General features: G+C 59.2%; 22 protein-coding genes. 18 read left to right on the forward strand and 4 right to left on the reverse strand.

The genetic code is table 11. The features are described from left to right. The first annotated feature begins 1 nt into the window (after window position 1). From ispH to ACSQ20_RS11070, 7 genes are all read left to right on the forward strand, one after another. Window positions 2–952 carry a 4-hydroxy-3-methylbut-2-enyl diphosphate reductase gene (gene ispH / locus ACSQ20_RS11040; protein ID WP_436019814.1) on the forward strand — a complete coding sequence of 317 codons (951 nt, stop codon included), beginning with the start codon at window positions 2–4 and terminating at the stop codon, window positions 950–952. A gap of 11 nt (window positions 953–963) precedes the next feature. After that, window positions 964–2511: a hypothetical protein gene (locus tag ACSQ20_RS11045; RefSeq protein WP_436019816.1), complete on the forward strand. Its 1548-nt coding sequence runs from the start codon at window positions 964–966 to the stop codon at window positions 2509–2511. Beyond that, window positions 2511–3389 carry a terpene synthase family protein gene (locus tag ACSQ20_RS11050; protein WP_436019818.1) on the forward strand — a complete coding sequence of 293 codons (879 nt, stop codon included), beginning with the start codon at window positions 2511–2513 and terminating at the stop codon, window positions 3387–3389. Before ACSQ20_RS11045 ends, ACSQ20_RS11050 begins: the two co-directional genes overlap by 1 nt. Window positions 3390–3398: 9 nt before the next feature. Continuing rightward, complete coding sequence (locus tag ACSQ20_RS11055) at window positions 3399–4238, forward strand: metal-dependent hydrolase (protein WP_436019820.1); 840 nt, start codon at window positions 3399–3401, stop codon at window positions 4236–4238. Continuing rightward, entirely contained in the window at window positions 4235–5467 is a 1233-nt protein-coding gene (locus tag ACSQ20_RS11060; protein ID WP_436019822.1) for an epoxide hydrolase family protein, read from the forward strand. The genes ACSQ20_RS11055 and ACSQ20_RS11060 overlap by 4 nt, the downstream gene beginning before the upstream one ends. 32 nt (window positions 5468–5499) lie before the next feature. After that, window positions 5500–6837: a cytochrome P450 gene (locus ACSQ20_RS11065; protein WP_436019824.1), complete on the forward strand. Its 1338-nt coding sequence runs from the start codon at window positions 5500–5502 to the stop codon at window positions 6835–6837. A gap of 373 nt (window positions 6838–7210) precedes the next feature. Next, on the forward strand, window positions 7211–9961 hold the full coding sequence (locus tag ACSQ20_RS11070; RefSeq protein WP_436019826.1) for a hypothetical protein: 2751 nt from the start codon (window positions 7211–7213) through the stop codon (window positions 9959–9961). A gap of 3 nt (window positions 9962–9964) precedes the next feature. Here ACSQ20_RS11070 and ACSQ20_RS11075 read toward each other — a convergent pair whose 3' ends face one another. Both ACSQ20_RS11075 and ACSQ20_RS11080 read right to left on the reverse strand, forming a co-directional pair. Beyond that, window positions 9965–10156: a hypothetical protein gene (locus ACSQ20_RS11075; RefSeq protein ID WP_436019828.1), complete on the reverse strand. Its 192-nt coding sequence runs from the start codon at window positions 10154–10156 to the stop codon at window positions 9965–9967. 33 nt (window positions 10157–10189) lie between these two features. Then, entirely contained in the window at window positions 10190–10666 is a 477-nt protein-coding gene (locus ACSQ20_RS11080; RefSeq protein WP_436019830.1) for a hypothetical protein, read from the reverse strand. A gap of 503 nt (window positions 10667–11169) precedes the next feature. Here ACSQ20_RS11080 and ACSQ20_RS11085 point away from each other — a divergent pair. The 3 genes from ACSQ20_RS11085 to ACSQ20_RS11095 all read left to right on the forward strand — a co-directional run bounded on the left by ACSQ20_RS11085 (window position 11170) and on the right by ACSQ20_RS11095 (window position 13691). Then, entirely contained in the window at window positions 11170–12024 is an 855-nt protein-coding gene (locus ACSQ20_RS11085) for a DUF3455 domain-containing protein (protein ID WP_436019832.1), read from the forward strand. Between the two features lie 170 nt (window positions 12025–12194). Then, a complete protein-coding gene (locus tag ACSQ20_RS11090; protein ID WP_436019834.1) occupies window positions 12195–13019 on the forward strand; it encodes a CHAP domain-containing protein in 825 nt (274 codons plus the stop codon). Window positions 13020–13097: 78 nt separating this feature from the next. Continuing rightward, window positions 13098–13691, forward strand: coding sequence for a hypothetical protein (locus tag ACSQ20_RS11095; RefSeq protein WP_436019836.1), 594 nt, complete (start codon window positions 13098–13100; stop codon window positions 13689–13691). Window positions 13692–13727: 36 nt separating this feature from the next. Here ACSQ20_RS11095 and ACSQ20_RS11100 read toward each other — a convergent pair whose 3' ends face one another. After that, window positions 13728–14039 (reverse strand): hypothetical protein, encoded by a 312-nt coding sequence (locus ACSQ20_RS11100; RefSeq protein ID WP_436019838.1) that lies wholly within the window; start codon window positions 14037–14039, stop codon window positions 13728–13730. 616 nt (window positions 14040–14655) lie between these two features. Between ACSQ20_RS11100 and ACSQ20_RS11105 the strand changes: the two genes are divergently transcribed. The 8 genes from ACSQ20_RS11105 (at window position 14656) to ACSQ20_RS11140 (ending at window position 19394) form a co-directional block, all read left to right on the forward strand. After that, window positions 14656–15189: an RNA polymerase sigma factor gene (locus tag ACSQ20_RS11105; RefSeq protein WP_436019840.1), complete on the forward strand. Its 534-nt coding sequence runs from the start codon at window positions 14656–14658 to the stop codon at window positions 15187–15189. Between the two features lie 189 nt (window positions 15190–15378). Further along, window positions 15379–16038 carry a 7-cyano-7-deazaguanine synthase QueC gene (gene queC / locus ACSQ20_RS11110; RefSeq protein WP_436019842.1) on the forward strand — a complete coding sequence of 220 codons (660 nt, stop codon included), beginning with the start codon at window positions 15379–15381 and terminating at the stop codon, window positions 16036–16038. Window positions 16039–16043: 5 nt separating this feature from the next. Further along, window positions 16044–16715: a class II glutamine amidotransferase gene (locus ACSQ20_RS11115; protein ID WP_436019844.1), complete on the forward strand. Its 672-nt coding sequence runs from the start codon at window positions 16044–16046 to the stop codon at window positions 16713–16715. 6 nt (window positions 16716–16721) lie between these two features. Next, window positions 16722–17462: a GTP cyclohydrolase I gene (gene folE, locus ACSQ20_RS11120; RefSeq protein WP_436019846.1), complete on the forward strand. Its 741-nt coding sequence runs from the start codon at window positions 16722–16724 to the stop codon at window positions 17460–17462. Continuing rightward, window positions 17463–17879, forward strand: a complete 417-nt coding sequence (locus ACSQ20_RS11125; RefSeq protein WP_436019848.1) for a 6-pyruvoyl trahydropterin synthase family protein — start codon at window positions 17463–17465, stop codon at window positions 17877–17879. A gap of 9 nt (window positions 17880–17888) precedes the next feature. After that, entirely contained in the window at window positions 17889–18572 is a 684-nt protein-coding gene (gene queE / locus ACSQ20_RS11130; protein ID WP_436019850.1) for a 7-carboxy-7-deazaguanine synthase QueE, read from the forward strand. A gap of 35 nt (window positions 18573–18607) precedes the next feature. Further along, entirely contained in the window at window positions 18608–19027 is a 420-nt protein-coding gene (gene queF / locus ACSQ20_RS11135; RefSeq protein ID WP_436019852.1) for a preQ(1) synthase, read from the forward strand. A 37-nt stretch (window positions 19028–19064) separates the two neighbouring features. Further along, window positions 19065–19394, forward strand: coding sequence for a DMT family transporter (locus ACSQ20_RS11140; protein WP_436019854.1), 330 nt, complete (start codon window positions 19065–19067; stop codon window positions 19392–19394). Between the two features lie 77 nt (window positions 19395–19471). Here the strand turns inward: ACSQ20_RS11140 and ACSQ20_RS11145 are convergent, their stop codons facing one another. Further along, window positions 19472–22261, reverse strand: coding sequence for a LuxR C-terminal-related transcriptional regulator (locus ACSQ20_RS11145; RefSeq protein ID WP_436019856.1), 2790 nt, complete (start codon window positions 22259–22261; stop codon window positions 19472–19474). Between the last annotated feature and the right edge of the window lie 64 nt (window positions 22262–22325).

Raw genomic sequence — 22325 nt, forward strand, 5'->3', positions numbered from 1 at the left:
AATGCAAGTCATTCTGGCTCGACCTCGCGGTTTTTGCGCTGGTGTGGTCCGTGCGATCGAAATCGTCGAACGGGCACTGGCGATCCACGGCGCGCCAGTCTATGTGCGGCATGAGATTGTGCATAACCAGCACGTCGTGGGCGAACTCAGAGCAAAAGGCGCCGTGTTCGTTGACGAACTGACTGACGTGCCCACTGGCGCGGTGACGATCTTCAGCGCTCATGGGGTGGGACGGAACGTAGAGGCCGAGGCCAATGCGCGCGGACTGCGAGTGTTGGACGGAACTTGCCCACTCGTTACGAAGGTTCATAGTCAAGGGCGGCAATACGTCGCGCGCGGCTATGCGTTGATCCTGATTGGTCATGCAGGACATCCCGAGGTAATCGGAACGATGGGGCAAATCGACGGTTCCGTGCTACTCGTGCAAACCGTGGACGACATTGACAAGCTGCCGCTCGCGCCCGATGCGCGCGTGGCCTACGTCACGCAAACGACGCTGAGCGTCGACGATACGCGGTCAATCATCGAGGCTTTACGCCGCCGATTTCCCCAAATCATCGGACCGGACACGAGCGACATCTGTTACGCCACCCAGAACCGCCAAGCCGCCGTCCGCAACTTGTGTAAGCGTGTCGATGCGGTCATCGTCGTCGGCGCGCCTAATAGCTCGAACTCGTTGCGCCTGCGCGAGATTGCCGAGCAGTCCGGCGTGCCGAGCTACCTCGTGGAAAACGGCAGCGGGTTGCGCGCGGAATGGCTACACGGCGTGCAGATATTGGGCATGACCGCGAGCGCGTCGGCGCCCGAAGCGATGGTCGATGACGTGATAAGCGCACTTCGTGGCCTGACCCAAGTGAGTATCGAAACGATGCCCGGCATCGAGGAAACGCTGGTCTTTCGTGTGCCGGCGCAGTTCCGGGACACGATGGCAGCGCATTCTCACCAAACCTGACGGAAAGCCAATTGATTCAATTCGAAGACCTGATCGTTACCCAGCTCCGCAGTCTGCTCACGGAAATTGGCGATGGCGGTAGAGTCAGCGCGTCAGTGTATGACACGGCACAGCTGCTGCGTCATTCGGCTGCCGGTAGCAATCGTGACGATGCTTACCTGTGGCTCATCGAGCAGCAACAGCCAGACGGCGGTTGGGGACACCCGGACCATCCGCTCTTTCGGACGATGTCCACTGCCGCGGCGATACTGGCGCTGCACGGCATCCCCTTGCGCAGCGCCTCTCGCGATGCTGCTATCGCGGCAGGGCTTGAATTCTTCGCCTGCGAACCGGCACGCTATCGCGATAGCGTGCCCGACGAAGCTCCCATCGGCATCGAGTTGATTCTGCCCCGGCTTTGCCGCGATGCGGCCGCGGCGGGCCTGACGCTCGCTCCCGACGCGTTTCACGCGCTCGAACGGCTAGCCGAATCGCGCCTCGCTGCGTTGACCTCGATGACGCCGCTGCCAGTCGGTCACCCGGCGCTGCACTCCTGGGAAAGCTGGGGCGCGGCGCCCGACACCGTGGAACTCGATCGATACGGCAGTGTCGGCATCAGTCCGTCAGCCACTGCTGCATGGCTGCATCACGCACGTCGTATCGGGGTCGGCGAGGAAAGGCAGAAAGCGGCCCTGGCCTATTTGGAGAACGCCGCACGTGCGACGGGGACCGGCGTCGCCGGCGTGGTGCCTAACGTCTGGCCGATCGATGTGTTCGAGCCATGCTGGGTGCTGCATTGCCTCGCCGCGGCTGGGCTCATCGATCACCCCGCACTGAGCGATCTGGTGTTGCCGATCGCCAATACACTCGCTGCGCAAATGACGGAGCACGGCCTGGGTCCGGCGGTCGGATTTGCAGCCGATGCCGACGACACTGGCGTTGCATTGGCTGTGCTGGCGATGACCGGTCATCGCTTCGACTTCGATCCGCTCGAGCGCTTTCAGCGAGGCAATCTCTTCGTGACGTTCCCCGGAGAACGCAATCCCGCCCTATCGACGACCATCCACGCCTTTCATGCGATGCGTTTGCTGGAAAAGGCGGCTCCGCAGGCGCGCGCCTATATTGATTCGAGCCGTGATGTCAGCGGTGTTTGGCGCCACGAGAAATGGCACGCATCGTGGCTTTATCCAACATCGCACGCGTTATTGGCACTGGCAGAGGGCGACGCACGATGGCACGACGAACGTGCGCTCGCGACATTGCTCGATGCGCAGCACGCCTGCGGCGGCTGGGGCTGCGGCTCGACGGCATCGCGCGAAGAGACGGCGTATGCGTTGTTCGGGCTGCGCTTGCTGGCAGACGGAGCGACGAAGACCGCGGCGCAATCGATCACCCATGCGGTCTCCGCTGCATTGCGGTGGCTGCTCGATCAGCAAACCACCGCGCGCGAATCGGACAGGGCGCTCTGGATTGGCAAGGAACTCTATTGCCCGTCACGTGTCGTGCGCGCCGCGGAACTCGCTGCGATTCTTCTTGCCATCCGGTGGCCCGCCGGCCGCGGTGCTTCACGCGAGGGGTGATGAGCATGATAGACGACGAAATCATCCTCGAGCGCGTAAGCGCATGGGGGCAAACGATCAAGGGCTTTCGGCACGAACACGCGATCGAAGCCATTCAAGGCGGAAAGCTCATTTTGCAGGGACTGCGGGGCAAAGGCGGTGACTGGGCTCACATGCCTGCCCGCTGCAGTACACAGGATGCCGCCTTCGCGTTCGTCGCCGAGATGGCACTCCTTTTCTGGCTCGACGATTGTTACGATCTTGCGCTGCTTGCCGACGACGAGCTTGCACTAGCGGTAGCGGTTCTCACGGGGCGTGAGCACGCGGCCCCCGCGCACTTGAAGGGATGCGAGGTCATCCGCCAAACACTGGCGGAGTACGCGGCCAGCGCCGCCGAATATCAGAATCTGCTCGAGCATACGGCAGCGTACGCTCATGCACTCGCCACCGAGCGTGAGCGGAGCGCGGACAACTGCTCATATAGCGAGTACCTCGAAAACGGTATTGCATCGATCGGCTATCACAACGTTCTTGGGTGCCTTTCGCTGCTATGGGGACTCGGTATGCCCGAACAGATGAGAAGCACGGCGTTCCGTGCAACGTTGAGGCGCGTCTGCATTATCGGCAGGCTTCAGAACGACCTGCACACGGCAGCTGAGGAATGCGTCGGGCCGTTGGTTGCAAACGCCGCATCGGTGGTCGCTCGAATGACAAGCGCGTTCCCCGTCGCATTCGTCGAGCAAGAATTGGCCGGGCATGGCCGGTTGCTCGACCGTCATCTGGCGACCCAACCGCTCGATGAAACGTGGCAGCCACTCGTTACCATCCTGCGCTCGATTCGCGAGTCGTATTACGAAAAGTCAGTTCAGCGATATCGCCGGTCATCGCAGGACGCCTAAGGAACCCGCATGAAAGCTCGTCAATTGCGTCTGGACTTCTCGGCCGCGCGTGCGCACTGGGCGCCGAATCTGGAGTTCGCCCAGACACAGAATGCCTCGTCATTAATGCCTGCCCATGTCGAACCGTTCCTGATCAAGGTCATGAAGGAAGCGCGCGGCCGCCTTTGCGCTGAGCACAGCGATCTTTTACGCGATATCGATACGCTGATTCGCCAGGAAACCCAGCACTATGTCCAGCATCAACGCTTCAACGAGGCGCTGCGCGCCGCTGGGTATCCCAGGCTGGCAGAATTCGAGCGTCAATTAGCAAACGATTACGCGCAATTTCTTCATAGCCGCTCGCTACGATTCAATTGCGCGTACTGCGTAGGATTCGAGTCGCTGGGCCCTGCCATTGGCTACTGCTACTTTGAAGGCTTCGGTGGCTTGCTGGAGGGCGCTGACGAATTGCCAGTCTTATTATGGAAGTGGCACCTCGCCGAAGAATTCGAGCATCGCGAAGTGTGCTTTCGTGTCTATTCGGTGTTATTCGGTAAGCGCTTCATCGAGCGATACGTATGGAGGCTGGTTGGGCTCGTCACAGTGCTGCGGCATCTGAAGCGATGGGGCGATCGGGTCGGCCGATACATGATCGATGTCGATCGGGAACGGATGAACGACGCACAGCGCGCCGCCTCTCGCCGGCGTGAGTTCGTTTGCCGTTGGAAAATGTTGTGGCACCTCGCACCGCGGATCCTGCGCATTTTTCTCCCCTCTTACCACCCACGACGAGACGCCCCGCCGTCCGGCCTGCACGCATTCGTCGCACACGTTGAGGCGCTTTACGGCGATCAGGAGACGTTGCCATGAGTTCCGCGTCCGATAAGGATCGACAGAGCGGCGATGACATCGCCATTCGGCCCTATCGCCTCGACATTGCGCCGTCTATCGTCGACGATATGCGGTATCGGATCGCCCATGCGAGATGGCCAGACGACATCGACGGCGACGCGCGTGACGATGGCGTGCCCGCCAATTTTCTGCGTGCGCTGACCCACTACTGGCAAAACCGGTTTGACTGGTACGCCGCGCAGGAATCGATCAATGTCCATGAGCAATTCGTCGCCACGATCGATGGCCTCGACCTCCACTTTGTTCACGTGCGCGCGCGAAATCCCGATGCGATGCCACTGCTGATCACCCATGGCTGGCCCGGCTCGATCATCGAATTCCTGGACGCTATCGCGCATTTGACTGATCCCGAACGCTTCGGCGGCAATTCGCGCGACGCGTTCCACGTAGTTGCACCGTCGCTTCAGGGCGTTGGCGCTTCCCCCCCCGCGGGTCACTCAGGGATGACCACGCGCGCGATGGCAAGCCGGCACGCCAGGTTGATGGCCGCACTCGGGTACAGGCATTACATCGCTCAGGGCGGAGACTGGGGAAGCCTCATCACGCATTGGACGGCTGCATTGGACCCAGGGCACTGCGTCGGCGTCCATTTCAATTTGCTGGCGCCAGTTGCGCCGAACGGCGTCGCCGATCCGCTTGCGCTCGTGCAGGCGCACGAACGCGGATATCTGGCCGCCGCTCGCGACTACGCGCAAGAGGGATGCGGCTATCGGGAACAGCAGCGCACGAGGCCTCGGACGCTCGCTTACGCCCTGCATGACTCGCCGGTCGGCTGGTGCGCATGGGTCACTGAGAAATTCCTTGCATGGTGCGATTGCGAACGTCAGGGACAGCGCGACATCCGCCACGCGGTCTCGTGGGACAGACTGCTAGCCAATGTTTCGCTCTATTGGCTGACCGGCAGCATCGGATCGTCGCTGCGACTCTACCGGGAGCACGACATTGCGACGAAAAACGGAGAAGTGGCCCCTACTATCAAGACGCCCGCTGGTGTCGCTTGCTACCCCGCCGAAATACTCCGATCGCCGAAAGCATGGGCACAGGCGCGATATCGCATCGTGCACTGGTATGAGGCGCCGCGCGGCGGACACTTTCCGGCGATGGAGCAACCCGAGTTATTCGCTGAAGATATGCGCCGCTTCAGAGGCACGCTGGTACGCGGCAGTCAAACTGCCGCGCAAAGTTGACCCTGCATCATCGCGAATACGGGTAAGACAACATGCTGCTCAATCCATTGAATGGCCGCTTGCGCCAACACGACGGCTTCCCTGTTCTGCCAGGTGGGTTTCCGCTGATTGGCCACCTGCCCGCGATCGTGACGGCACTGCCACACTTGCTTAGATGCGCCGAACGGGAGGTCGGCGATCATTTCTGGCTAGACTTCGGCCCGGGAGGGCTTGCTCTCACCTGTGTACACCCCGACGCCTTCACGCTGTTCAAGAATAAAGTCACCACGTCTCAGTTGATAGAGGAAGTCGCGCCAGAGATCATGATGGGTTCGCTCGTCGCTCAGGACGGAGATCTTCACCGGCAAGTGCGTTCGGCGATGAACGGCGCCTTTATTCCCAAGGGCCTGGCTGCGGCGGAAATCGGCCCGCTTTTCGCCTCGATCATCGAAAAAAGAGTCGCGCAATGGGTGGCACGACGTTCGATACCTCTGCTGGAAGAAACGCGAGACCTGATGCTGTCGCTCGTATTTCGACTGATGGGGATTGACGCGTCGGACGTGCCGCAATGGCGCAAAAAATACGGCACGTTCCTGCAGTTGATCATTGCGCCACGCATCGCATGGCCCGGCACGCCGTTGTGGCGCGGACGCCGAGCGCGCGCATGGATTGACACGCAGCTACGCGGATTCATAAGCGACGCACGCGCGCAGGCCGACTCTCGTGGCCTCCTGAGCCTGCTCGTCCGATCGTTCGACGAGAGCGACGATCCGCTAGCCGACGCGAATCTGATCGCGAACCTCAGATTGTTGATATTGGCGGGCCACGATACGACTGCATCAACGATGGCCTGGATCCTGATAGAGCTGGCGCGACGCCCAGCGATATGGGCCGCGCTCACTGAAGAGGCGTTGCGGATGGGCGCCGTGCCGACGACGCCATCCGAACTTGGTTCGTACCCGATCGCTGAAGCGTTGTTCCGGGAAACACTGCGTTACCATCCCGCGACCACCATGACTCCGAGAAAGGCATTGGCCGACTTCGAATTGGCAGGCCGCGCAATCGCTGCGAACACGCGTCTATGCATACCTATCATCCATTTGTCGCGTCACGCCCAAATTTACGAGCGCAGCGATGAATTCCTGCCGGAGCGCTGGCTTGGACGGAAAGAGCCGATTCGTCCGCCGGATATGCTGCAGTTCGGCGCCGGTCCGCATGTCTGCATCGGCTACCACCTCGTCTGGATGGAGTTGGTGCAATTCTCCGTAGCGGTCGCGCTTACGCTGCGCAAGGCAGGATTGCGGCCGCAGATTGTCGGGAATATCGACAAGGGAATTCGATACTACCCGACTGCGCATCCTACGAGCCGACTGCAGATCCGCTTCGCCTGACGTGCGAAAAACGCGCACTGTTTGCGAATCAGTTGATACGGAAAGCGAATCTGCTTTGTCCGAATTCGCTCGGACGCATTGGATGACACGTTACTGTCACGGAAGAACTGCTCAATAGACCCGCAACCCTCCGAGCACTTCAACCGAGGCAAACGCAATGAACTTACGCGCCATCCGCCTTGTGAAACCGGAACAGGCGGAGCCTGAAGCTGCACATCCGCCCGCATCGCACGGGCAACCTGCTGCTGCAACACCAACGTCAACACACGTACGCACGCCTAACGGTCGTGCCGCGGGCGACGCCGCGTATGCGGCAGAAAGAATTCGCTTCATACCGCCAAGGAGGCCTCGAGCGATTCAACGGCTTGCGACGATGTTCGACGATCCGGCAAGCGCACGAATGCAGATCGAGCAGCTATATAAGGCAAGCGCCGGGAATGCTGAGGATGCCATCGCATACAAAACAGTCGTCGACACCCTGATTGCGATCGGTTCGAAGGATCCGCTACCGGCTGAAAAACCGCTACTCGTCAAACAAGCGCTGCAGGACACTTGCGGGGCGGATCCACGTAGGGCGTCCGCAGTACTAGCTCGCTTGCAAGGCTGGCCTTCCGGCGTTCAGGCTAAATTCGATGCGTTCACTTTCGCGCGCCGCCTCGCGAAATCCGGGCCGGGATTTGAAGCGCTGATGGCATTGCATGCGCCATTCACCGGACCGCAAGCGGGACCGCTCGAAACAGCCATCCATGACGAGGCCATGCGTCAATCTCTCTTGTTGGTCAACGAAGGAGTCGAACGGCTGCAGTCCGCAGCAAGGCGGGAAGCGTGCCCGATTTCCGAATATGAGGCGATCGAGTGGCTTGACGAGCTGGCGCAATCGATCGCGCACAATCCCGCGGAATCGTCGTCTGTTCCACAGGAACTCCGGGTGATCGTGCCGGCGCTGGTCTGTGCGCGCATGCTGATAGCAAACCCGCATGCACAGCCGCATGACGAGCTGCGCTCGGCGTATTTCGCCGCGCGCAGCGGATTGATCGACTCGGGCCCGGGTTCAGATCTCGAGCGTATGCAAGAGGGTCTGCACAAACTAGTCGTATATGCGAAACGCTCCATACGAGTCGAGCACAAACCTCTGAAACGCCTGTCACACTGGCGTGAACGTGTGTTCGGCAGCGATAGCCAGTCGCCGCTTTCCGTGCTGCAATCCCCCGCTCACGCGGGCAAGCTGATGGCGTCGCCGACCGATGAGCAGGCGACCGAAGCGATCGATACCGCAATCGACGGCATCAAGCATCTCATTCGCTTGACGGACCGGGAGGGAAGTCCTGACCGTGCAGTAAACGCACGGCGTGCGATACGTGCCGCGGCTCTGCAATATTGGCGAGCGAAGCTCGCTGAGCCGGGTGACAACGTTCATGTGCTAATCAACGATCGTGCGCGGGAGCAGATTGCCGCAATGGCAGCCAACATGCTGGGTGTCGATGTCGGCAACCCTCATATAAGGGGCTCGCGGCTCAGGCAACTTTGCCGGGTCGGCCCCGAGGAACTGCAGACATGGGCGACCGAAGAGAACTTGACGACGACACCGGACGCTCGGGCACTTACGGCACAGCTGCGCTTGAGCGAGGCGCATCAGACTTTGAAGGCGCTGGATGCGGCGGCCATCGCCTCTCCACCCGGTTCGTCTTTTGAGTTAAGCGATGTCGGGACATTTGTACTCCTCGATACCTATCAGAAGTTAACGACGCGCCACAAGTTAATTCTTTTTCCGCACCTTCCTCCTGATTCGCCATGGCAGCCTAATGGCGCGATTGCTCCCGCGTTTCGTCCGAAACGCGAACGCGGTGCATCGGTAGAAATGCGTCACTCGAACGATGATGTTGAAAGCGAGCTTTCGGTGCAGATGCGCGCGAACGATGCATGGACGGCCGAGGCGACGGGTTTTCTCATTTGGACGCCACTGATCTTTCAGATCTACGGCTCGTTGCGGATTAGCGGCGGTCATGGCAAGCACCGATCGAGCGACGTTACGATCCGGACTCGCTCCGACGAGGCGGGTTCCGCGCGGAACAAGCTGTCGAACCTCATCAATGCCATGGCGCAACGCGTATCGGCCAATCCGGACATAGCTCCGCCCGCACTGTGGAGAACGATCGCGTCGCAGATGTTCGCGGTACCCGGTGTTTCGCTGGCTTGGGCAGAAGAAGCAGGGAACAGCAATACTGTCGACTCTCGCTTAGGCGCTACGTTTCGAATCGATCCATTTGCGCCAGTACCGAATGCCCTCGCTCGCTGGAAAGCGGGACCGGCTTTAGAAATCGGCGGCTCGACGAGCGGTGGAAATCTCAATCGTACCGAGCGCAACGGGGCAACGCGCATGACGGAGACCGTGCGTCGCCGAGAGAGCGACTTGACAGCCTCTGTCGCGCCGAAGGTCTGGGCGCCATCCATTCCAATACCCGAGTTGCCCGGCGCGCCCGCTCCCATCGCCTGGTTTACCGACGAATTCCAGGGTCTTTCGTTTTCCGGGGCACAGTTGCCAGACCACCCACCCTTCGATCGTATAAACGCAAGCTCGACTTGGATGACCGCGACCGATCATACAAGAACGCGCATCGCCATGCGAGGCGACCGCATCGAGGCGCGGCGCTGCGCGCGCGAGGTGGAATGCAACCATGTGGATGCACTATTGAGAGAAATCGAGCGCCTGAGGAAGCAAAGCGGCGATGCCAGCATTCCACCGTCCCAAGAACTGGCCGACGAACTTGGTCGAGCGCAGCAAAAAGGGGCTGTCTACGGCTTGCGGCAAAGCATGCGAGCCGATGTCGCAGCGCGTATCGATGCACTGCGCGCGTTGCAAGTGGCGCTTTCGCCGCCAAGCCCGACGGCCGACCTCGAGCGTGCCAAGTTGCTGAAAGCGCTGCCTGACGAGATCGATCGATTGATGCGTAGCCCGGAAAGCTGGACCTTCGATGGAATCTACCTACGGACAACCTCGAAGCCGCTCGGCGAGCCGGTCGGATGGAGCTGGCTGATTAAAGCCGAAGCACATTCGTATGTCCGTGTCAGCCGGACCGAAGACATCGCGCGATGGCAAGCCGGCGCGCCGTCACTTCGGCCATAGCGCTCACCTCCGATATTCGGCAATATTGATAAGGCCATAGAGTTTCTCCAATTCTTTTCGTTCCGGACGTGCATTCTCAGCCACTTCACCCGGGTCGAAAATGAGCACAGAACCGTCGAACCTGACACCAATCTGCAAGTCTTTAATTCTCAATTTTTCGACCTTCATTGTTTTTATAACGTATTTAATATCCATAACGCTCAAGTCGTTCAGATATTGACTGGTGGGTTACACACGACGTTTATGCCGCAGCAAGATATCCTTCGACCCCTCGGCAAAACGCTCGCAAAGCATGCCAATCTGATTGTTGGAATGCACGATGCCATAGATGTTGAGTACCGGCAGATTATGGCTAGCGATCAGACTGTACCGCCGCAGCTCCCGGTAAAGCAGATCGTGCTGAAACTGCGGCCCCAACATAACGATCGCCAAATCAGGCCGAGGCGCATAAACGTACGCTTTTTTGAAGAGTGCGGCGGCGGGCCCTTGCAATGAATCGCCCCAGTCTTGAATCGGAATGTCGTAGGTCGGCAAATTGCCGTACTGCCCAATGTTTTGCTCTCCCGACGCGAAGGCAATCCGCCAGGACGGGACGCGCTTGCCGGCTTTATTCGTTATCGTCTCCGCTGGAGACGGCGCGCCCACAGGCTCGACGTCAGGCGACGTCCATGCGGCAGAACGCGACGAAATACGCGAATCCGCCACACCTCGGCTCAGCGTAGACGGGACAAGTGACGGTCGCAACCGCAACGATAACGGGTTCAGCCCTGCAAGTTCACGTGCAACGGCCGGCCCGCCACGGTCTTTGGCTGTACCTCGTACAACGGGAGTCGACACCGATTCCGCAGCATCGCAAGCCGACGTGTTATCGGCAGATAAGCCACCATTGAAAGAAGTTTTAGAGACTGACATCTTGCATCCTCGGCATGCCGCTTTACTCGCGTGAATCGGGGGTAACCGCACAGTTGATAATTCTTATCTCTTTCGCATCATCGTTACTGACAGGATTGCGAAGCTAGACCGCGGGTTCGCGCAGCTCGGGGCTCGCAATTCGCCGGTGAGCGAATCACACGGCATTAGGCGCCACCGGCGCTAGTCTGATCAAATTGACATGGTCAAGGCTGTGCCTGGTCCGCCATCCCTCTCTATTCGCCCATCGAACGCATCACTTCGCAAGCAAGCCACGCATTCCACATGAAGCAGGTATCTTGAATCACAAAGTTCCGGAGCAAATAGCAGTCGGACATCAGGAATCGATATTGATGTTCCGCCTGCGAGCGCCCGTTTCTCACCTCGATCTGGACAGTGTGATGAAGGTGACAGCCCTAGCGACTTTGGTGATCGGCATCACATGCCTCGCGGCGTGTACAACCGCGCCGCCGGTTGTAAGCGAAGTGCCTGATATCGTTCGCGCCAATTCGAACGAAACGCTTGTTCTGACGCTTCGCGCACACGGCGACGAGCTTTACGAATGCCGACGCGCTCACGATGGTTCGTACTCCTGGGTCGCTCGCGGTCCAGAAGGTCGGCTTTACGACGAGCACGGACAGGAAACCGGCGTCGCGTTTCCCGGACCCGGCTGGCAGCTCTTCGACGGCAGCTGGGTGATCGGCGAAACAGATACCGAGGTATACGAAAACGCCGCGGCGTTGCCATGGACGCGATTTACGACGCTACGCGCATCTCGACACGGCAAGCTGGGCAAGGTCTCATCGATTCAGAGCATCGACACTCAAGGCGGACATGCGCCGACGGCCGAATGCGAGGCCGAATCCGCCGGCTCTGAAAGGCTTGTCCCCTACTCCGCGCAATTGCGCTTTTTCACCACGATTTCGGCCCCGGTCCGGAACAGAAGCTCGTCTCAACCACAAGCAATGCCATTACCTGAGGAGTTCGATCATGAGCGATTACAAAACCTCAAACCACCACACAGCCGAGACGCATCACACGAGCGAATCCGGCAAGAGCAAGAAGCAGGAGTCAGCGCAGACCGGGCAGAACGAGCAGGAATTGCTCAAGGAGTTGAAGAATCTGATGGCGATGCTTCAGCAGTACTTCGCTAATCAATCCAGTCAGGGTAATGGGCAATCTACCAGCACCGCGAGTACTGGCAAGCATCATCACAAACACTCGCATCACGGCAGCGTCACGAAAGCCGCATGAAGTAGCGCCGACCAGCATCCGCTGGCCGGCATTCAACAAAATCTGATCGGTATGTAGTGGAGGAACTTCCATGAGCAGCATGACCTTGACGCAGAATGACCTTTCATCTGTCGACATGGATCTTCACTTCCGGGACGGCTCGGACGTGAAGATTCAGTGGCAAAGCCCTAACGGGAAACCCAAGCACCATCACGTGCGAACCTATCAAACAGGCGGCCAGGACGGGTTGAACGGGTCGAACACAACGGCCGACAATGATTTCGGCGACATGCAAGCAGTGCTGTTGGATACGCTCGAGCAGATGCTGGAGTCGATGCAAAATTCGATGGCGGATTCGACGAAATTCGATGAGAACAACGGAAATCAACAGACAACCGGGCATCACCGTCACCATCGCGGCAAACACCATCATCAAAGCTCGTCCACGACGACCAATCAGACCACCACCAGTCAAAACCAGGGTAGCGACACATGGCGTAACGGCGCCACCATCAACGCCAATTATTTCCCTTCCGGTCAATGCACATGGGGTGCGCAAAACCTTTTCAATCAGGCAACGGGGTCGTATCTGAACGTGTCGGGCAATGCAGATCAATGGGCCGATCAGGCCAAGCAGGCCGGTTGGACTGTCGATAAAACACCGTCGCCGCAAAGCATCGCCGTCTTCCCGGACAACGTGGAAGGCGCAAGTAGCAAGTACGGGCATGTCGCTTATGTCGTGAAAGTCAACAAAGACGGGTCATACGTGATCCGTGAGATGAACAACTCGGTTCTCGGCGGGAACGGCATCTATAACGACCGCACCGTGCCTGCCGACTCCCGGGTCAGCTTTATCCATATCCCGACGTCGATGATCAAGCAGCCGATTTCGGAAGGTCCAACGGTCGCCGCATAGCGATTGGCGGTCAATACCGATCGCTATCGCCGACACTCATATCGAAAACGTCGCAAAAGACGCTCGAAGGAGACTGCCTTGTTACCCAATGACTACGACAACGCCAACGACGATGCGGGTCCCGCCCGGCCGGCATTCGAGCGCCGCGGCGCGCTCAAATGGATGGGAGGCGGTCTGATTGCCGCGCTGGCCGCCTCCGCAGGCGCCGCGCGCGCATCGGAGCACGACGGCCATGACCACGATGCCAAGGCGCACCGAATCTATGGATCGTGGCATGTGCAGGTAGCATTTCTCGCGGGCCCGAACCAAGGCAAGACGGAGCATACGCTGCTGTGTTTCGCGCCGGGCGGTATCGTCGTCGAGTCGGACGGCACCGGTCCTACCGCACACTTTGGACATTGGACGCGAAAGGAAGAAGGTAGCTTCGTCTACCATCTCGTCGAATTCAACTACGACAGCGCATCGCAGAAGCTCGCGCAGGTCGTTGTGCCACACATCGAATTCACAGTAGACGCTGATAATGACAGGATTGTCTCCGTGGCGACACTAACGACGATTTACCAATATGACGTCTCGACCGGCGCGCTCATCGATACGCTTGCGATCCCCAATGTATCGCTCGTCACCGGGGATCGAATTACGCAGCATTGGAAGCCGGCCACGCAGCTATGAGGTCGTCACAATTGCGGGGGCAGTCGTAACGGGGAGCTAAAACTGCGACGGCGGCGCCCACGTGCTTGTGATCCGCTGTCCGGTTACTTGGGCGACGTTAGGAATCGGCACGGTTTGCGCTAACGCGCCGCTCGGGTCATATAAGTAAAGGGTCGTCAGCGTACTCGTGGACTGAAACTGATCCGCGCCGCTCATGGCGAACTCGACATTTGGCACGACGACCTGCGAAATCATTTGCGTCGTCGGATCGTAGTTAAATTCAACCATGTGATAAACAAACGAGCCGCGCGACGTTGGCTGCCAGACGCCAAAGCGCGCCTGTGGTCCAGTCGCATCAGATTCCACCATGATTCCGCCGGGTGCAAAACACGCCAACGTGAACTCGTTGGCACCTGCTCGAGGCCCGGCGAGAAAATGCACGTGTATATACCATGACCCGCAAGGCGCCATCGCGCTGCTTACGTTAGACGTCGCAGACGTCGTAGTGCTCTGCGCTTGCGCGCTTTTCGTCAAACCGGTCAAGGCGAGCGCCATGCCCGCCCCCATCCATTTCATCAAATGCCGGCGCCCAGCAGCATCAGCAGACTGTCCACCGGCGAATTCGTTGCCAGCAGCTTTTATGCGCGTGTCGAGATCGAGCCAATCCATATCCCCTCCTGTCGTGAAGTCCTCACCAAATGAGCGCGCTTGCGGATCGAGCCAACTGACTTGGTCCGGGCGCGCCGCATTGTCGAAACGCGACCATTAAAGTTCGGTGTGCGGTTCGAAGCCAGTGTGCTTTCCGGCAAATTGGTTCGCATCTCCCATTTGGCAGATGCGAACCAATTTTTCGCATCCGATACTTCGCTGCAGCAATGCGTAAAAAAGACAGCGACACCGAACCCCCGTCAGCCCGCTTCAGCCGCGCTGAAGCACCACATGCGCGGGTACGTCACGACGCTTCGCTTCCCAGGAGGAACGTGGCATGTTTGATACAGGCACAGCGTCACGCCCGCCCGCGGTGGCTGAGCCGATGCTGCCGAGAATCTGGCGCTTCGCGTTATGGCTCGTGCACGAAGAGGCGCAAGCGGAAGCCCTCGTTTACCGAAGCTGCGTCAAGGCCCGCCATGAAGGTTTGACGATGCATGGCGGCAGCGAGCAAGCATTGTGCGAAATGTTCGCGATCGTGTGCCAGCAATGGCACAGCCATTCCGCCCCGAAGCATCGCCTGCGCGAAGCGACAGCAAGGCGATCGCCCCCACCCCGTAGCACGAACCATCCGGCGACGACACCTTTGGATCAGGCGTTCGAAGCCACTCATGCGCTGCCCGACCGCCATCGGGTTGTCGTATTGCTCGTGTTGGTCGAGGGGTTCACTTGCGAACAGGCGGCAGCAATCCTCGGGATATCCGTTCAAACGCTCGAACTCCGGCTCGCCCAGGCTCGAATCGAAGTGGGGCGCTTTTTGCTTCGCGCACCGGAGCAGGAACGCAGCGCAGGCATCAGTGAATCCCGCTGATACGTTGCGCGCCATCTCCCAATTTCACCCCTTATCGACCGTACGTTTTTGACGAGCGCCGTGTTTACCCGATCACTTCGCAATCTGTGAGTCACATTCGCGTCCGTGTAGCGATCGAGGGGGGGGCATTACGCAAAGATACGTTCAGCATATCCGATCACGTTAGGCACCCATCGAAGGAGCCAGCCAATGTGCGTAGTGATTGTCAGTGGCGGCATGGATAGCGTGACGCTTCTTCATGAAGTCGTCCGAGATGCGTCGCAGCCGGTGCTTGCTCTCTCGTTCGCGTATGGACAACGGCATCAGCGCGAATTGCAGTGCGCGAGCACACAGACACGCAGGCTTGGCTGTGATCACCGTATTCTCGATCTCGCTGCGCTGGCGCCAGCGCTCGCCGACTCTGCACTAACCGATGAGCAGCGCGCAATCCCGAAGATATCAGAAGCGATGGGTGATCCACAGCCGCCGACTTATGTACCGAACCGCAATATGCTTTTTTTGGCCATCGCCGTCGCATTGGCCGAAACAACCAATCGGGATACCGTCTATTACGGCGCCCAGAAACATGATCTCTACGGCTACTGGGACACCACACCGGAATTTATCGCGCGCCTCAATGCGGTATATGGACTGAATCGCAAGCAACCCGTCCGCATCGTCGCGCCGTTCATGCATCTAAGCAAATCTGAAGTTCTCAAGCGCGGGCTGGCGCTGGGTGTCGACTATGACGAGACCTGGAGTTGCTATGCCGGGGGCGAGCGCGCATGCGGCGTGTGCCCCACCTGCGCTGAGCGTCTTGCCGCATTCAAGGAAGTCGGGCTGAGCGACCCTCTCGTCTATAACCACTAGGAAACATGATGATGTGTGGTCTCTTCGGTAGCCTCGCGTCGTACGTGGAGCGCGATAAGCTCGTCGACGAATTAGCGAAGGCCAACACAGTTCGAGGTAATCGCGGATTTGGCATCGTACGCTGGTCGCCCATGCACTGCGAGGTGATACGGCACATCGGCCCTTGGCAACACGACCACCTCGAGCCGGCACCGGTCATACTCGGGCACGTTCGCGCCCCCACCGGCGGAGAAGACGGCCTGCAAAGCACGCACCCATTCGAAACCCCTGAGTTTCTCCTCGCCCATAACGGCATTTTGCTCAACGCCGACAACATCGCTCCATCGATGGCGTATAGCGGTAACCCTGTCGATTCGATGGCGCTCGTGCATGGCATCGACCGCGCACTGCGCAGCGGATCAAGCGTTCCCGATGCCATCGCCGGCACGGCAGCCTCGCTGGACGGGCAACAAGCCTGCTGGCTTTGGCACAAGCGGGAAGCGGCACTCTACTTGTGGCGTGTGATGAGCACGCTCTTCTGGGCCGAATCAGACCGCTCGCGCTTCGTTTTCAGCAGTGTGTCGTATGGACCGGCAAACAAGCCTGTCGATCAAGGAAAAGTATTTCGCATTACACCGGACGTTCCCCGACCCGTCGTTGTTGCTGACTTCGAATTCTATTCCCCGTACATGGAGTGACCTCCGATGGAAATGGCAGACACCGTGGCCGCGCTTTGCGCCACAGAACTACCGGCAAGTCCTGACATCGATATCGATATTGCATCCACTATCAGGCGGCGCCTCGAAGCGTCGGGCACGCCTTATATGGCTAACGACAATATCGCCTCGGCGATCAAGGACGAAAGCGAACTCGCACTTCTGGTTGACGGCGTGGAAAAAGCGGCCGAAAAGTTACTCGATGCCCTCGTCATCGACACGAAACGCGATCACAACACACGCGAAACCGCGCGGCGGATAGCCAAGATGTACGTCAAGGAAGTGTTTTCCGGGCGATATCAGCCGGCGCCCGCATGCACCGAATTCCCCAACACCCGGCAGTTGGAGGAAATCTATACGCTGGGCCCCATTTCAGTGCGGTCGGCGTGTTCGCATCATCTGGTGCCGATCGTCGGCAAGCTGTGGATCGGGGTGCTTCCCGCGGAACGGATCATGGGCATATCCAAGTTTTCGCGGCTCGCCAACTGGGTGCTCTGCCGGCCTCACATTCAGGAGGAGTCGGTCCTCATCCTGGCCGACGAGCTCGAAAAGCGCCTCGCTCCGCGCGGGCTTGCCGTCATGATGCGGGCACAACACATGTGCATGAGTTGGCGTGGCGTGCGCGAGGAGAGTACCTCGATGATCAATTCCGTATTGCGCGGCGCATTTTTGGACAACGTCGCAGCCCGGGACGAATTCATGAAAATCATTTCCGCGCAGGGGTTCTAAATGCGATACGCCGCACAACGCTATCACGACATTAGTTGCGGTCATCGTGTTGCCGGGCATGAGAGCAAATGCCGGCATCTGCATGGTCATAACTATCGCGTGCACTTTACTTGCGAAGCGGAATTGGACGACATTGGCCGAGTGATCGATTTTTCCGTGATCAAATCGAAGCTCTGCATGTGGCTCGAAGACAACTGGGATCATCGTTTCATCCTCTGGGAACAGGATCCGATGGCTGACAGACTCTGCGCGTTGGATGATTCGGTGGTGCTCGTCCCCTTCAATCCGACCGCGGAAAACATGGCAGGCCACCTCGTTCACCATATCGGCCCTCAGCAATTGGAAGGTACGAGTGTGGTGCTGGTGCGCTGCACGGTCGAAGAAACGCGCAAGTGCGCAGCCAGTTGCGACCTGTGAGCACAGGCCATGAGAACGAATGATCCGTTGCCGGTCAACGAAATGTTCTACACGCTGCAAGGCGAAGCGCGGTGGGCAGGTACGCCAGCCGTGTTCGTCAGGTTGCAGGGCTGCAATGTCGGCTGCCCGTTCTGCGATACCAAACATACTTGGCGCGTCGAGCAGGAGAACGAAGTCGCCTTGTGGGCGATGCTTCAAAAAGACGCCGATAACGAGCGCTATGCGTCGATGCTGCCTGAAGACATCGGACAAACGATACGGGACCAATGGCCAACCGTGCGTCACATTGTCCTGACCGGCGGCGAGCCTGCCGACTATGACCTGCGCGGCTTATGCGCCGTCCTGGAACGCGACGGACGCTCGGTTCAAATCGAAACCAGCGGAACCGCACCCATTCGGGCAAGTGACACCGCGTGGGTGACCGTATCGCCCAAAATCGATATGCCCGGCGGGCGCGAGGTTATTGAACAACCGGTTGCACGCGCCAACGAAATCAAGCATCCGACGTCGACGGAGCGTCACTTGAAGCAGCTTCAGGCGTTGCTTGCCCGCGGCTGGCACGCACCGGGCACGGACATCTGGCTGCAACCTCTGTCCCAGCACCCGCTGGCGACGCAGCGGTGCATTGAGTGGTGCAAGCAGTATGGATACCGTCTTTCGTTGCAAACCCACAAGTACGTCATGATTCGCTGACCGATCCATAAACGGTCTACTCAGGAGATCTCAGAATGACCACGTTGCCTTCGCGTGAACTCGAAACCTTCGACAACCCGGCGCCGGAGCGCGACTTCCATATCCATATGGAAGTACCCGAGTTTACGTGTCTTTGTCCGAAGACCGGGCAGCCGGACTTTGCAACCATCGTGCTCGATTACATTGCCGATCGAAAGTGCGTGGAATTGAAAAGCCTGAAACTCTATATGTGGTCTTATCGAAATGAAGGGGCTTTTCACGAAGCAGTGACCAATAAAATCCTCGGCGACCTCGTGAAGGCAACCGACCCTCGATTTATGCGTCTGACCGCAAAGTTCTATGTGCGCGGCGGCGTCTTTACCAACGTCGTGGCCGAGCATCGACGAGCAGGCTGGCAACCTCAGCCTCACGTCGAGCTTTCGGCATTTGCGAGCCAGTCGAACATAAGGGACTAAGGCAACGTATTCGTCGAACGGCTCGGAGACAGGCTCCATGCATTGGCTCTTTCTGGTGTTCGCGATTCTGTCGGAGGTGATCGCAACGTCCTCGTTGAAGGCCGCCGCGGGTTTCACCCGTGCGGCGCCGACCGCGATCGTCCTGATCGGATATCTTTCGTCCTATTACCTGCTGTCGCGTGCGCTGGAAACCATCCCGCTCGCGATCGCTTACTCGGTATGGTCGGGTGTCGGCGCTGTCTGCATTGCGCTGATCGGCAGGTTCTTTTATCACCAGCCCGTGACGCTTTCTCTTGTCGCCGGCGTGGCACTGGTTCTGGCCGGTGTACTCGTATTGCAAGCATCGGTGGGTTCACATCCTGCTTAGATCATGACCTGCGCCGCGGCCGATCTTCACACGCAAAGCGCACGGGCGCAGAAGCGCGCAGCGTAAGCGCCCGCCATTCAGCGCAAGACGTTGGCGGTCGCGTGGTGTTTCGGGAACTGCCGCACTGCCTCCGCAGCGAGTTCCGAGCGCCGGGCCACACCTAGCTTGCTGAAAATATGGGCGAGATGCGTCTTCACCGTACCGGCTGAAACGGCGAGATGCGCGGCAATCTCGCGCGTGGTCATTCCTTTCGCGATCAACTCTGCGATCACGAGTTCGGACGGCGTCAGGCTGCTCCATCCGATCAACGATCGCTGACGCTTTCCCGGCGTCCATACGAGCAAGGCGATCGCATCATCGATCGACATCGCCGAGCCGCGGTCCATCGCCTGGTGCTGCTTCTTGTCATCGAAGGTCTCCCTCAAACGCTGCAGGTTGAGCCGGTCGGCCTGCGCCTCCGCATACCGTGCCTTCACTCCCATCCGCTTCCACGTCGCGTTCCTGAGACCCATCAACTCACACGCAACGGCATGACGGCCAAGCTCGATCATCAGCCCGATCGTCAGGCTGAGTGTGCGCGTCTGTTCGAGCACGTAACCGTGATCGCGCTGGAGCGTAAGCGCTTCACGACTCAGCTGCACGGCTCGCTCGTTGTCTATACCCACGCTTAGGCGAGCCCGTTGCGCGTGAATGACGGAGATATGTCGCATATCTTCGAGCGCCTGCGCACATTGCATCGCACGCTCCAGAATCGTTTCGGCCTCCGCTTTTCGCCCCAGCAGCCATACCACCTCGGCAAGCTCGACGAGACAGACCACCAGCACCGGCACGTAATCAGCCTCCGTCGAGAACCGTTCGGCGCGTCGCAAATGCGTCTCGGCCAGATCAAGCCGGCCGGTAGCCAGCGCACACATGCCGCGGGACGTATCGATGAAAAGCGCAGCCACCGGCGAACGCGCCGACACCCATTCGCGCGCTTCCAATGTCTCGATGTCGCGCAACGATTCCTCAGCATGGCCTCGCCAGCATTGCGCCGTCGCTTGCCACATCGCACAGCAGCCGATGCACAATGGATTGCCGATTTCTTTCGCAATCACGCGCCCACGACGTGCCGCATTGACCGCGGCCGACAGATTGCCGCACAAAAACTCGAGCGTGGAGACACGCACCCAATGCCATGCCTCGAGGCTCGGATTGGAGCGGATCTGCATCGCATCGTGTGCGAGCGCAGACCACTTGCGCAACCCGGGAATATTGCTTTGCAGCTTCCACGAAGCAGCGATGAATCCGAGTGCATTCGTGATGCACCATTGATCTCCCACCGTTTTCGCGAGATCGATGCTTTTTTCAAGCAGGACGCGCGAGCGCTGCGGATGGCGAACCGCATCTATGCTGCCAAGCGTGCAGAACGCACGACATTGCGTTTGCACGTCACCGACTTCACGCGCCATGTCGAGCGCGAGCTGCACATTTTCGGATCTCATCCCAGCCGTAAACGCCTGGTATCCAGCGGCCCACAAAACGCGCGCGCGTTCGATCGAACACTCGGCGCTGCCGACGCGCAGCGCGTCGTCGAACCACCGCTGACCTTCGCTGACATCGACTCGGATATTGAAGTAGAAAGTCAGCGCCGCGGCCAGGCGCAACACCTCCTTTCCTCCATGCCAATGCTCGATCGCCCAGTCCATCGCTGTGCGGGCATTCGCCCGCTCGATGTCGAACACATCGAGCAGCAGTGGCTGGTTGGCGCATTCCAGACGTTGGGACAGTTCATTCAGAGACGTCGTGAAGTAGAACAAATGCCGATCACACAGCCACACCGCTTCGCCCGACGCCATCAATTGCTCGTGCGCGTATTGGCGTACGATTTCCAACAACCGATAGCGGTAACCCGTGCCGAACGGCTCCACCATAACGAGCGACTTGTTCACCAGTCGAACGAGCGCGGTCAGCACATCGACCTCACGGAACGCGCCTTTCGCGCAGACTTCCTGCGCCGCCTCGCGCGTGAATCCACCGACGAATACTGCGAGGCGCCTCAACAACGTCCGCTCGGCATCGCTCAGCAGCGCATAGCTCCAATCCATCGACGCGCGCAACGTTCGATGTCGCGGCAACCGCGATTGATCGCGCGTATCGGAAACAGCGAGGCCCGAATGAAGCGTCCCGGCAATTTCGGCGGGACTCAGCGCACCGATCAACCCCGCCGCAAGTTCGATCGCGAGCGGAATGCCGTCGAGCTGGCGGCAGATCCTGGCGACCGCTGCAACGTTTTCGACATCGAGTTTGAAGGTCGGCTGGGCGTAGGCGGCACGATCGGCAAACAATTGAACCGATTCGTAACGCGCACATGAGGCAAAGTCCGAGTACTCCTGGCGCTGCGGAACTGGCAACGACGGAACGCGCCAGACCGTCTCGCCGTCGACACCGATCGGCTCGCGACTCGTCGCGAGCACGCGCAACTTCGGACAGTCGATCAGCAATTGATGCAGCGTATCTGCACAGTCTGCAAGAACATGCTCGCAATTGTCGAATACCACGAACGCTGCCCGCGCTGACAGGTGTTTCCTCAGCGCATAGAGCGGGTCGAAGGTCCGGGTGCATGACAGGCCGAAAATGTCAGCCACGGCCGCAGCCACGGAGCGCCCCGAAGAGGATTGCGCCAGATCGACCCAGCGGAGGTCCCCGATTTCATCGGATGATTGGGATTCGATGTCACGCGCGAACTGCAATGCCAGTCGCGTCTTGCCGCAGCCACCGGCACCGGTCAACGTCAACAGGCGGTTGACTCTAATCAGGCTCGATAGCCGTTCGAGATCCCCGCGCCTTCCAATAAACCGTGTCAATCGGACAGGCAGTTTGTCCATGTGGCAGCCCAGAAAGCATGTCGTCGATATCTTAACTCGGCCGTGCTCTTCACTACGATATTTA

Source organism: Trinickia sp. LjRoot230 (assembly GCF_964253315.1).
In the GTDB taxonomy this organism is placed as follows: Bacteria; Pseudomonadota; Gammaproteobacteria; order Burkholderiales; family Burkholderiaceae; genus Trinickia.